General features: G+C 60.9%; 9 protein-coding genes. 4 read left to right on the top strand and 5 right to left on the bottom strand.

The features are described from left to right. Positions 1 to 18 precede the first annotated feature (18 nt). Positions 19 to 633, bottom strand: coding sequence for a DsbA family protein (locus RHP74_RS01420; protein ID WP_221108018.1), 615 nt, complete (start codon positions 631 to 633; stop codon positions 19 to 21). A gap of 254 nt (positions 634 to 887) precedes the next feature. Between RHP74_RS01420 and RHP74_RS01415 the strand changes: the two genes are divergently transcribed. Further along, complete coding sequence (locus tag RHP74_RS01415; protein ID WP_311097358.1) at positions 888 to 2,981, top strand: TonB-dependent siderophore receptor; 2,094 nt, start codon at positions 888 to 890, stop codon at positions 2,979 to 2,981. Between the two features lie 206 nt (positions 2,982 to 3,187). On the opposite strand, the gene RHP74_RS01410 is transcribed toward RHP74_RS01415, so the two are convergent. From RHP74_RS01410 to RHP74_RS01395, 4 genes are all read right to left on the bottom strand, one after another. Beyond that, positions 3,188 to 3,400 (bottom strand): hypothetical protein, encoded by a 213-nt coding sequence (locus tag RHP74_RS01410; protein ID WP_094469623.1) that lies wholly within the window; start codon positions 3,398 to 3,400, stop codon positions 3,188 to 3,190. 246 nt (positions 3,401 to 3,646) lie between these two features. Next, positions 3,647 to 4,753, bottom strand: coding sequence for an agmatine deiminase (aguA, locus tag RHP74_RS01405; protein ID WP_304818384.1), 1,107 nt, complete (start codon positions 4,751 to 4,753; stop codon positions 3,647 to 3,649). Positions 4,754 to 4,757: 4 nt separating this feature from the next. Then, the gene (aguB, locus tag RHP74_RS01400; protein WP_077747518.1) at positions 4,758 to 5,636 is read right to left on the bottom strand and encodes an N-carbamoylputrescine amidase; all 879 of its coding nucleotides are present in this window, start codon (positions 5,634 to 5,636) and stop codon (positions 4,758 to 4,760) included. A 297-nt stretch (positions 5,637 to 5,933) separates the two neighbouring features. Then, positions 5,934 to 8,846 carry an aminotransferase gene (locus RHP74_RS01395; protein ID WP_311097353.1) on the bottom strand — a complete coding sequence of 971 codons (2,913 nt, stop codon included), beginning with the start codon at positions 8,844 to 8,846 and terminating at the stop codon, positions 5,934 to 5,936. A 282-nt stretch (positions 8,847 to 9,128) separates the two neighbouring features. Between RHP74_RS01395 and rfbC the strand changes: the two genes are divergently transcribed. From rfbC to RHP74_RS01380, 3 genes are all read left to right on the top strand, one after another. Then, the gene (gene rfbC / locus RHP74_RS01390) at positions 9,129 to 9,674 is read left to right on the top strand and encodes a dTDP-4-dehydrorhamnose 3,5-epimerase (protein ID WP_311097352.1); all 546 of its coding nucleotides are present in this window, start codon (positions 9,129 to 9,131) and stop codon (positions 9,672 to 9,674) included. 106 nt (positions 9,675 to 9,780) lie between these two features. Beyond that, entirely contained in the window at positions 9,781 to 11,589 is a 1,809-nt protein-coding gene (locus RHP74_RS01385; protein WP_010464701.1) for an ATP-binding protein, read from the top strand. Further along, positions 11,586 to 12,980, top strand: coding sequence for a sigma-54 dependent transcriptional regulator (locus RHP74_RS01380; protein WP_311097350.1), 1,395 nt, complete (start codon positions 11,586 to 11,588; stop codon positions 12,978 to 12,980). Before RHP74_RS01385 ends, RHP74_RS01380 begins: the two co-directional genes overlap by 4 nt. Positions 12,981 to 12,996: the final 16 nt, after the last annotated feature.

The following is a 12,996-nucleotide window of genomic DNA, read 5'->3' as shown; positions in this document are numbered from 1 at the left end:
TCCATAGGCGAAAAACATCTAAGCGGACTGAGCAAGCCAGGACGCGAACGCTTGCGGCTTACCAAGCCAAGGGCTGATATCGACCACCGTGAAATGACCATTTTGCTCCAACGCCAAGGTCGGAAAACCTTGACCACCGACACGGGCCAGCAATGCGCGGCTGTCCTTGATGTGGCGATCCGAGTCGGTGCTTATGAAGGCTGACGCAAAGGCATCAGGCTCAATACCAATCTCTTTTGCCAGCTCAAATAACACCGCCTCATCGGCAATCCGCCTCCCTTCCACGTAATGGGCGGTTTGCAAACGCCCCAGCAACTCAAGCCCACGGCCGGCGATGTGTTCGGCGGCCAGCACCGCAGCGATTGGTGGGGTGGAATCGAACACCGCCGTGTCGTCGCGTAGCAAACCTTCGAAATACGCTTCGCCAAATGGCTGGCCGGTGTACTCGGCGATTCGGCGGTCGTGGGGCATCACATAGTTGCGCAATTGTGGCGAAACGGCTTTGCGGTTGGCACCGCTCATCATGCCGCCACCGTGGGCGATCACCGGCAACACGCCTTGGGCGGCGTGCACCAGCGGTTTGGCGCCGTAGCACCAGCCGCACAAAGGGTCGTAAATGTAGTGAAGGATCATGGAAAGACTCCGGCAATCAATCAGGGAAACTCAGTGCCGGCAGACTAATCCTCGGACCGTTGCGGAAAAACGCTGGAATGGCGTTCAGTCTGTTTCATGAATCGGTCGAATAGCCTCGACAAGCCTCTGTAGCAATCTCGACACAACTTGAAACAATCGAACAGCGAAGCTTTTCAGGAATAATTAACCGAAGCAAATAACAAGCATTACCATTCGCACCCTCGAATTCTTCTACCCTTTCGGATGCGCTTCAGATGCCTGCCCCCTTCCGCCTTATGCCCGTCACCCTTGGGTTTTCTGCTTTTCTGTCTGCCGGATTCACCTGCGCCGCGACCACCGTTTTACCCGAAACCTCGATCAGTGCCGAAGCGGAGGCCGACGATCCGCGAGTAAAGGAAACCAGCACCGCCACCCGGACTGCGACCCCGGTGCGCTACGTGCCACAAGCCATCGACTCGATTAAAACCTCGAACGTCTCGGATTACGGCACCAATGATCTGGGCACTGCATTGAGCGGCATCCCCAACGTCAGCAGCGGTGCAGACACCCGTTTCGACAGCCTGCGCATCCGCGGTTTCGATGCGAGCAACGACTTCTACCTCGATGGCATTCGTGACGACAGCCAATACGTGCGCGACTTGCACAACATCGAGCGTATCGAAGTCCTCAAAGGGCCGGCCGCCGTGTTATACGGGCGTGGCAGCCAGGGCGGGATCGTCAACCGGGTCAGCAAACTGCCCGAGTTCGGCCGCCGTTCGACCATCGAAGCCCAGGGCGGCAGCGATGATTTACGCAGCCTTTATGCCGACCTCAGCACCGATCCGTCCGAGAACATCAGCCTGCGCCTGAACATGGGTAACATGGATCAGAACAGCTTTCGCGAGGGTGTCAGCGGCAACCGCCAACTGTTCGCGCCCTCCATGAGCTGGCAATTGACGCCGGACCTGAACTGGTTGGTGCAATACGAATACAGCCGTTACAACCGCACGCCGGATCGCGGTATTCCTGGCGTAAACGGGCGCCCGGCAGACGTAGGACGCGATACGACCTACGGCAGCGAGCACGATTTCATCGACGACAAGTCGCAATCCCTGCGTTCCAAACTCAGCTATGAACTGAGCGACAACTGGCAGCTGCGCCACACCCTGGGCGTGTTCAAGCTCGACAGCGATTTCGACAACACGTACCCGACCGGTTACACCCCGGCCACCAACAAGGTCACGCGTCAGCATTGGCAGCAAGACCTGACCACCCGCAATGTCTACAACAACGTCGAACTGGAGGGAGGTTTCGACACCTTCGGCCTGGAGCATCGCCTGCTGACCGGCATCGAGATCGGCAGCCAGCGCCGCGATCCGACCCTTTACAACGCGGCCACTTCCGGGCCGGGCAGCTCGCCGGTGCCGGCGCTGGACCTGCACAACCCGAATCGCGATCTGCGGCATACCGGCCGCATGCAGGTGTCCAGCGACAACCACACCGAAGTCGAAAGCCGTGCGGTGTACGTGCAGGATCAATTGCGTCTGAACGATCAATGGCAACTGCTGGCCGGTTTGCGCTACGACACGTTCGACATCGAATCGACCAACAAGCTGCGCGACATTTCCGAAGACCGTGACAGCCACAGCACAAGCCCGCGTGTAGGCCTGGTCTGGACGCCGCTGCAGAATCATTCCTTCTATGCCTCCTGGACCAAGACGTTCTCGCCAGTGGGCGGCGGCTTGATCGGCATCACGCCCGGCGCTGCCGGTAACAGCAACGACTTGAGCCCGGAGCTGACCAAGCAGAAGGAAATCGGCGTGAAGAGCGACTGGCTCGACGACCGCCTGAGCACCACCCTGGCAATCTACGAACTGGAACTCTACAACCGCCGCACCAGCGATCCACTCAACCCGACCGTCACCTTGCTCTCGGGCTTGCAACGTTCCCGCGGGATCGAGCTGACCGGCACCGGTAAAATTGCCGGCAACTGGTACGTGCGCGGTGGCGTGGGCGTACAGGACGCGACGGTCGAGAAGGACAACAACGGCTTTGAAGGCAAACGCATCAGCAACGTGGCCAAGCACAACGGCAGTCTGTTCCTGACCTGGAAACCGGAAATGGGCTGGTATGCGGAAACCGGGTTGACCCTGGTCGGCCAGCGTTACGCCGATAACCTCAACACCGTCGTGCTGCCGGGTTATGGCCGTTGGGATGCACTGGCTGGATTCCGGCAGAAGGACTGGGACTTGCGTGCGGCACTGAACAACATCAGCGACAAGAACTATTACTCGTCGGCCACCAGCGCCGCGCAGATTCAACCCGGCGAACCGCGCAGCCTGGTGGTGACGGGGACCTACAGCTTCTAAACACTGCTGATGTGTTCCCACCAATCACCTGTGGGAGCGAGCCTGCTCGCGATGGCGGCGGGTCAGTCAACGTTAATGTGACTGCCAGGCCGCCATCGCGAGCAGGCTCGCTCCTACAATGGTCAGGGTGTAGCTTACAAATCCATCGCCCATAAAAAAGCGCCGCCATCCCGGCAGCGCTCTCATCAATCCTTTGTTTTTTCTTCTTATCCTTCCATCACATCCCACAACGCTTCCAGTTCCGCCTCGCTGAATAAACCAGCGGGGTAGCGCTCGATCATCATCCGGCGCGGATCAGGTTCTCTGATCTGACGCGTTCCATTGGACTTCAACCAGTGCGCCAGGACCTGGAGCGATTCGCTATTAACTGCCAGGGGATGCAACGCCCGCTCGCTTACTACGTTCACTTCGGCGTTCATTTCAGCGCTCTCTCCTGGTTCGTGAGCGGCTAACTTATCCAAGGTTTATGACAGAACATCGAAGTCCTCCCCCTCCCTGTTTCACCCCGTGACAGATACAAGAGCTGTGCCAATGTTTCCCAAGTGTCGACAAGTGGATACAAAGAAGCCCGCAGTCCTTTGGGGCTGCGGGCTTCTGGGTGAACAGCGGGGATAAACCGGCGTCTTGGTGATTTTTTCAGCCGGTTCAGGCTGTTACAACCCCACTCACTCCTTGTGCGGCGCCGGCTGTTGTTGGGTAAGGCAGTGGATGTTACCGCCCCCCAGTAACAGTTCGCGGCCCGGCACCATCACCACTTCATGCTGCGGGAATAGCGCCTGCAGAATCTCTTTCGCAGGACCGTCCAGCGGGTCGTCGAAACTCGGCGCGATAATGCCGCCGTTGACGATCAGGAAGTTCACGTAGGAACCGGCCAGACGCACGCTCGGATTACGCTCCTGAGTCCCGTCCACCGGGTCCACACCGGCACACTCTTCCTCGGTCGCATACAGCGGCCCCGGGATCGGCATCTTGTGCACCGTGAATGGGCGACCCTTGGCATCGGTGCTGCTTTCCAGCACTTTCATTGCCGCCTGGCAGCGGGGGTAGTTCGGGTCCTGCGGATCATCGGTCCAGGCCAGCAATACTTCGCCCGGACGCACGTAGCAGCAGAAGTTATCCACATGGCCGTCGGTTTCGTCGTTGAACAGACCGTCCGGCAGCCAGATGATCTTATCCACAGCCAGATGAGCACTGAGCACCGCTTCGATTTCCCCACGGCTCAGGTGCGGGTTGCGATTGCGGTTGAGCAGGCATTCTTCGGTGGTGATCAGGGTGCCTTCGCCATCGACGTGAATCGAACCGCCCTCGAGCACGAAGCCCTCGGTACGGTAGCGCTGGCTGCGCTCGATCTCGAGGATCTTGCCGCCCACCTGCGAGTCGCGGTTCCACGGCGAGTACAAACCGCCATCGAAACCGCCCCACGAGTTGAAGTCCCAGTTCACACCACGGACTTCGCCACTGTTATTGATGACGAACGTCGGGCCGGTGTCGCGAACCCAGGCGTCGTCGCTGGACATCTCGACCACACGAATATTCGGCACGTCGAGACGGGCACGGGCGTTTTCGTATTGGCCGGCAGAGACCGCCACGGTCACCGGTTCGAAACGGGCGATGGCCTTGGCGACGACCACGTGCGCGGCTTGCGCGGGTTTGCCGCCCAGGCGCCAGTTGTCCGGGCGCTCCGGCCAGATCATCCAGGTCTGGGTTTGTGGCGCCCACTCGGCGGGCATGTAGAAGCCGTCGGCGCGCGGGGTGCTGTTTAAAGTGGTCATGCGATCAGGACTCCAGGGAACCGTCGAGGGTTTTGATCGCATTGTATAGGTTCGGGCGACGATCACGGAACGAACCCCACGCGCTGCGAATGTGCTCCAGCTCGTCGAGGTCGAAGCTCTGGACCAGCACGCCCTCTTCAGTCTTGTCGAGTTCCTGGACCTTCTCGCCGAACTGGTTGGCGATGAACGATGAGCCGTAGAACGTGATGTCGTAGCCGTCCTGTTCTTCGTTACCGATGCGGTTGCTCGCGATCAGCGGCATCAGGTTGGCGCCGGCATGGCCTTGTTGCACGCGCTGCCAGTGGTCGCGGGACGAAATGGTTTTGTCGTGCGGCTCGCTGCCGATGGCGGTCGGGTAGAACAGGATTTCCGCGCCCAGCAACGCCATGCTGCGGGCGCACTCCGGGAACCACTGGTCCCAGCAGATGCCGACGCCGATTTTCGCGTAACGGGTGTTCCAGACTTTGAAGCCGGTATCGCCCGGGTTGAAGTAATACTTTTCGTGGTAGCCAGGGCCGTCCGGGATGTGGCTTTTACGATAAATCCCGAGGTTGCTGCCGTCGGCATCGATGATCGCGATGCTGTTGAAACGGGCACGGCCGGCCAGTTCATAGAAGCTGATCGGCAGCACCACTTGCAGTTCCTTGGCGACTTTCCGGAAGTGCTTGATGGCGACGTTGTCTTCAACCGTCGTGGCCAGTTGCAGGTAATCCGGGTTCGGTTTCTGGCAGAAGTACGGCGCCTCGAACAGCTCCTGGATCAGTATGATCTGCGCGCCTTTGGCTGCAGCCTCACGAACCAGCTTCTCAGCGGTCTCGATGTTGGCTTCAAGGTCCCAGGAACAGGCCATCTGGGTGGCGGCGACGGTAACGATACGACTCATGAATCATCTCCGGGCAAGTGCTGATGGGTCGAGTATGGCCTCGACCGATGACAGAAACGGGAAGCACGGGCGCGATGAGGCACGCCGTGAGCAATGGCGACTTTATAGCCGATAAATATCGGCTTTAAAAGCAATTAATCTTCCGGCTGTCTAGTTTTACGCACTTAATCCCGATAACAATCGGTATTACCGAATACTCCTTCGCGGGCAAGCCTCGCTCCTACAGGTCATGCGACGACGTTTAAATCGCGCAAATTCTGTAGGAGCGAGGCTTGCCCCCGAAGGCGATATCAAGCCTTACAACCCTTCACCCAACACCTTCGAAAGCATGTCGACAAAGAAATCCACACTCCGGCGCGAGGTCACCATCGGCGGTTTGATCTTCAGTACGTTCAGATAATCCCCTGTCGGCTGCATGAAAATCCCCAACTCCCGCAACCGGTCACACAGCGCCGTGGTTTCTTCGGTCGCCGGTTCCAGGGTCTCGCGGTTGCGGATCAGCTCGACACCCAGATAGAAGCCGGAACCATGCACCGCGCCCACCAACGGATGAATATCGATCAGCGCTTCAAGCCGCTCCTTGAAATACCCGCCCACCACCTGAGCGTTTTCCCAGAGCTTTTCTTCCTCCATCACGTCCAGCACCGCCATGCCGACCTGGCAACTGACCGGACTGCCACCGGCCGACGAGAAGAAGTAACCCTCGGCCTCCAGCGCCTCGGCGATTTCCCGGCGGGTGATCACCGCGCCCAACGGCTGGCCGTTGCCCATGCCTTTGGCCATCGTGATGATGTCCGGCACCACGCCTTGCTCCTCGAAGCCCCAGAAGAAGTGACCCATGCGCCCGTAGCCGACCTGCACTTCATCGGCGATGCACACACCGCCTTGGGCGCGAACCAACGCATAGACCTGTTTCAGATAACCCGGCGGCAGCGAGATCCCGCCGGCATTGCCGTACACCGGTTCGCAGATGAAACCGGCCAACTGGCGCTTCTGCTCAGCGATTTTCGCCAGGTTGTGTTCAACGTTGCGCACGTAGTCCGGCGCGCTGCCTGGGCCACGGAATTCGCCGCGATAAGTATTCGGCGCGATCACCGGATGCACCCAATCGGGACGGCTGCTCAAGGCTTGCGGGTTGTCGGCAATCGAGGTCGAAACCGCGTCCGCGCCGACTGTCCAGCCGTGATAAGCCTCCAGCACGCTGAGCATGTCGCGACCGCCGCTGTAGGCCCATGCCAGACGGATCGCCAAGTCATTGGCCTCGCTGCCGCTGTTGACCAGGAACACCCGGTCCATGCCCTCCGGTGACAGCTTCAGCAGGCGCTCGGAAAACTCGGCCACCGCCGCGTAGTTGAAGCGCGAGTTGGTATTGAGCAACGACCACTGACGACTGGCGACCGCCGCCATGCGCGGATGACCGTGGCCCAGCACCGCGACGTTGTTGAGCATGTCGAGGTAGGAGCGGCCCTGCATGTCGATCAGGTGATTGCGCCAGCCACGCTCGATGCGCGGCGGGTCGACGTAATAATGCTTCTGCGTGCGCGCGAAACTGGCGTCACGGCGCGCCAGCAACGTCTGCGAATCGAGCTCGGCTTCAGCATCGCAAGCCAGCCCCAGCAGCGCCGCCGGTGACGGGCACAACGCTTGCCAGGCCGGTGCGCGAGACGGCGTGCAAAACAACGGCGCATCGAACGAAGCGCCTCGGCACAACTGCACAATCAACGGCCCGCTGACCGCACCCAGCACCTGACCTTTGACCAGCGCCGCGCCGGTGTGCAGCGACGGCGTCACGCCCCACAACCGCACGCTCAGTTGCGGACCGTCCAGTTGCAACACACCCGCCGCCGGCTGATGGACCACGCCGGCAAACGGCGATTCGACCGCCGTGCCGTTTGGCACTCGCAACTCCACGTGCAACGGGCAGGTGTCGGGTTCGCCTGAGCTATCTGGACGAGTACGGGACAGCCGGTATTGACCATAACGACTGGCCGCCAATCCATGCGCCGCCGCAGCTTCAGTCAGCAAACGCTGATCAACCCCCTCTTGCTCCCAGTTGCCCGCCTCAAAATGCGGGCTCAGCACACCCAGATCGATCAAGGCAAATTCACGCCCCACCAGGCTCGGCAGCAACGGCGCGAAACCTTCGCTGCCAATGCTCGGCAGTGTCTGGCCGACCGACGTCAGAATCGCCGCTTCCATCAATTCCAGCGGCAACGACGTGGCCACGCGGAAGATCTCCCACTCGTGGCTCAGGTTGTCGCGGCTGTAATCATTGCCCGGATCGATGCTGACTTGCTGCTCGCCACTGAGCACCAGCACCGCCGCGCGCGCAACGATCAGCGGCCACAGCGCCCGCAGTTCTTCATGGGTGAGCGGATTGACGGCGTGATACGCCTGAACCGCCGGCAAAATATAGAAAGGATCGCCATCGGCGTGATGCAGCAACGCCGCGCAAGTGACCGACAGATCGGTGATGCGCCAGGTACGGATCAGGTCGCCGAAATCGATCACGCCCTGCAACTGCCATTGGCGTTGCGAGTCACGCTGCCAGACCACGTTGTCGTCGGTGATGTCCATGTGAATCGCCTGCACCGGCAGCTTGTCCACCAGCGGCAGCAAATGGCGCTCGGCTCGTTCCGCCGCGTCGGCGATCAACTGGCGTTGCGCGTCATCCTTGATCACCGGCAGCAAATGGCCAATCAGCGCGCTGGCGTGGCGGGCATCCCACTGCAGCGTGCGCTCAAGCCCCGGATGCTCAAAAGCAGCCAGCGCCAGGTCCATTTCGCCGCACAGCCGACCGAAACCGGCCACCACCGGACCGGGCAAATGATCAAGGTGCGTCAGCGACTGGCCTTCGATGTAATCGAGCAGGCGCATATGCACGGCCTGACCCCCGACTTCCAGCGTGAGCAGTTCAGCGCCGTTTATTGCAGGAATCACTCGCGGCACATGCACGCCGGAGTGTTCACCCAACTGCTTGAGTCCGGCATGTTGGGCTTGCAGCTCCAGCGCCGAATAGTCGCCACGGCAGATTTTCAGGACGAAACGCCCGTGATCACTGTCGACCCGAAAATTGAGGTCCTGCTGGCTACCCAGGGCGTGCAACCTTCCACTCAGCCCGTAATGCCCTTCCAGCAGCTCTAGCGCTTGCTCCGCAGACACTTGCGGGCTGGGCAAACTGGCGCGGTGAATCAACGTGGCGAGCGGCATACAACGACCCCTGAAGTTTTATTAGGCGCTTATATCGCCACTGCTGGAGGCGATACGCAACCCCCCCCTCTCAAACCTGAAACCTCTTGGCCGGACTTTCCTGCACAAATCCCGGTTGGCCTTTATTGACCCTGACGTCCTATAGAAATGAACACAACCACAATGCGACCCTTTCACTCAGGCTCAAGTCGCCATTTCTGTCTTGATAAACCACACCACTCGCGTCGGCTGACACTTTGCGTAAGAATGTCCGCCATCAATGCCATTTGCTGGAGAAAAGACATGAATGTAGTCACCACCGACCTGCCCGGTGTTCTGATCATCGAACCCAAGGTATTTGGTGACGAGCGCGGCTTTTTCTATGAAAGCTTCAACGCCAAGGCTTTCGAAGAAGCGACAGGCCTGGCCACACAGTTTGTTCAGGACAACCATTCCCGCTCGCAAAAAGGCGTACTGCGCGGCCTGCACTACCAACTGGAAAACACCCAGGGCAAATTGGTGCGCGTCACCGCCGGTGAAGTGCTTGATGTCGCCGTCGACATTCGTCGCAGCTCGCCGCATTTCGGTAAATGGGTCGCCGTGCGCCTGTCCGCCGAAAACAATCGCCAACTCTGGATTCCGGAAGGTTTCGCTCACGGATTTGTGGTGTTGAGTGATTTCGCCGAATTTCTCTACAAGACCACCGACTATTACACTCCGTCGGCGGAGCGCAGCATTCGTTGGGATGACCCGGACCTGGCTATCGACTGGCAACTGGACGAAGCACCGCAACTGTCCGGCAAGGACCAAGCCGCTGCGTTCTTCAAGGATGCTGACGTCTTTTCCTGAATTACCGTCTGAATTTTCACCGTACAGGCGTGCCGCCCCCATGGTGCGCAGACTGCGCCCGCAAGCCTAGGCATAATGCGCCTGTACCCACAGGCGCCCGATGCTCATGACTCCGACCCTTCCCCGCAGACCCCGCTGGCGCAGCCTCGCACTGCTTGCGCTGTGCCTGGCGCCGTTGCTGTGGCCGCTGGAACATCTGGCCGAGCGTTACTACCGCAGCGAGCTGGCCGGGCAGAACCGTCAGACCCTCGACCTTTACGTTGCCAACCTGCTGGGCACGCTGCACCGTTATGAAGTGTTGCCGCAGATCCTCGGCGACCTGCCGGCCCTGCGCGCGGTGCTCGGGGCGCCGGATGACAGCGTCACCCAAGGCAATGCCAATCGCCTGTTGAAAAACATCAGCGCCCAGACCGGCGCCGAAGTCATGTACCTGATGGACACCACGGGCAAGACCCTGGCCGCATCGAACTGGGACAAACACGACAGTTTCGTCGGCCGCAATTTTTCCTTCCGTCCGTATTTCAGCGAAGCCATGGCCGGGCGGCTCGGGCGCTTTTTCGGCTTAGGCACCACGTCAGCCAAGCGCGGCTATTTCTTCGCCGCCGCCGTGCGCAACGGCGAGAAAATCATCGGCGTACTGGTGGTCAAGGTCGACCTGGACCACACAGAAAGCCTGTGGGGTAAAACCCCGGAACAACTGCTGCTGACCGACCATAACGGTGTGGTCATCCTCACGTCGCGGCCTGAGTGGCGATTCCGCTCGACCCGACCCTTGAGCGAAGAAGAAAGCAAAGCGATCACTGCGATCCAGCCGTACCCGACCCGCGATCCGAAACCATTGAGGCTCAACCCCAACGCCTGGCTGACTCAAACCCAGCAGATCGCCGAAACCGGCTGGAACGTCAGCATCCTCGCCCCCCGCACCCTGATCGACCGCCCGGTGCGTACCGTTGTCGCCATTGGCGGCGCGACGTTGCTGGTCTTGATGTTGCTGCTCGGCCTGATGATGCAGCGCCGCCGCCATTACCTCGAACGCATCGCCTTCGAAGCCAAGGCGCGGCGCGAGCTGGAAGGCCGGGTCGCCGAGCGGACCAGTGACCTCGAAGGCCTCAACCGTCGATTGAAACAGGAAGTGCTGGAGCGCGAACATGCCCAGCAGGAACTGGTGCGCGCCCAGGACGACTTGGTGCAGGCCGGCAAGTTGTCGGCGCTGGGGACGATGTCGGCGAGCATCAGCCACGAATTGAATCAACCGTTGGCCGCCATTCGCAGCTACGCGGAAAACGCCGAAGTGCTGCTCGATCATCAGCGCACCGACGATGCCCGCGGTAACCTCAAGCTGATCAGCGAACTGACCGGACGCATGGCGTCGATCATTGCTCATTTGCGCGCCTTCGCCCGGCGCGATCGCCATGCGCCGGAAAGTGTCGCCCTGCAACCAGCGCTGGATGACGCCCTGGCGTTGCTGGCCAAGCGTCGGCGCAGCATGGAAGTCGAACTGATCCGCGATTTGCCGGCGGCCACGTTGTGGGTCGAGGCCGGGGAAACCCGTCTGCGCCAGGTGCTCGGCAACCTGTTGGCCAACGCGCTGGACGCGCTGACCGAAAAAGGCCCGCCGCGTAAACTCTGGTTGAGTGCCCAATCCACCGCGGACGGCGTCACGCTGTACATTCGCGACAACGGCCCCGGCTTCTGCATGGAAGCCCTTGGTCGCGCCAGCGAGCCCTTCTACACCACCAAGACCCGCACCCAGGGGCTTGGCCTGGGGTTGGCGATTTGCGAAACCCTGATGCGCGCCTTCGGCGGTGAACTGTCGTTCGCCAACCACAAGGAAGGCGGCGCCCTGATTACCCTGAAGTTGCGCGCAGGCGCACCGGGTGTGAGCCTGCAACCGTCCGAGGACCGAAGTGCATGACCATCGATAACCGTGTCCAGGTCGTGCTGATCGACGACGATCCCCACCTGCGTCAGGCGTTGAGCCAGACGCTGGACCTGGCGGGCCTGAAAATCCTGCCACTGGCCGAAGCCAAGGGCCTGGCCGGGCAACTGGAGCGCGACTGGCCCGGCGTGGTGGTCAGCGACATCCGCATGCCGGGCATGGACGGCCTCGAACTGCTGACCGAACTGCATGCCCAGGACCCTGAGTTGCCCGTGTTGCTGATCACCGGCCACGGCGATGTGCCGCTGGCCGTGCAAGCGATGCGCGCCGGGGCGTATGACTTCCTGGAAAAACCCTTCGCCAGCGACGCGCTGCTGGACAGCGTTCGCCGCGCCTTGGCCCTGCGCCGACTGGTTCTGGATAACCGCAGCCTGCGTCTGGCCCTGAGCGATCGCAATGAACTGAGCACCCGACTGGTCGGGCAATCGGCGCCGATGCTGCGCTTGCGCGAGCAAATTGGTGCGCTGGCGGCGACCAAGGCTGACGTGCTGATTCTTGGCGAAACCGGCGCCGGCAAAGAAGTCGTGGCCCGGGCGCTGCACGATTTGTCGAGCCGACGTAGCGGTCCGTTTGTAGCGATCAACGCCGGGGCCTTGGCTGAATCTGTGGTGGAAAGCGAGCTGTTCGGTCACGAGCCGGGGGCCTTCACCGGCGCGCAAAAGCGCCGCATCGGCAAATTCGAGTTCGCCAACGGCGGCACGCTGTTCCTCGATGAAATCGAAAGCATGAGCCTGGATGTGCAGGTGAAATTGCTGCGCTTGCTTCAGGAGCGCGTGGTCGAACGCTTGGGCGGCAATCAACTGATCCCTTTGGACATCCGCATCATCGCCGCGACCAAGGAAGACCTGCGTCAATCCGCCGATCAAGGGCGCTTCCGGGCCGACTTGTATTACCGCCTGAACGTCGCGCCGCTGCGTATTCCGCCGCTGCGTGAACGCGGCGAAGACGCGCTGGTGCTGTTCCAGTATTTCGCCGACGAAGCCAGCGCCCGCCATGGCTTGCCGCCCCATGAACTGCAACCGGGGCAACGCGCCCTGCTGCTGCGCCACACCTGGCCGGGCAACGTGCGTGAACTGCAAAACGCCGCCGAACGTTTTGCCCTGGGCCTGGAACTGGCCCTGGACAACAACACACCGCAGGGCGCTGCCGGCATGACCGTCGAAGTGGTCAGCGGCGGCCTGAGCGAGCAAGTGGAAAACTTCGAGAAATCGTTGATTGCCGCCGAACTGGCGCGCTCTCACAGCTCGGTACGCAGCCTCGCCGAGGCCCTCGGCATTCCGCGCAAGACTCTGCACGACAAACTGCGCAAGCACGGCCTGAACTTCGCCGACGGCGGCGCCAGTAGCCACACCGACGAACTCGATTGAGCTACCGTCCCATCAT

Source organism: Pseudomonas sp. SG20052 (assembly GCF_031766055.1).
In the GTDB taxonomy this organism is placed as follows: domain Bacteria; phylum Pseudomonadota; class Gammaproteobacteria; order Pseudomonadales; family Pseudomonadaceae; genus Aquipseudomonas; species Aquipseudomonas mandelii.
Note: the sequence above shows the minus strand (reverse complement) of the source record. Positions and strands in the feature narration are given on the sequence as shown.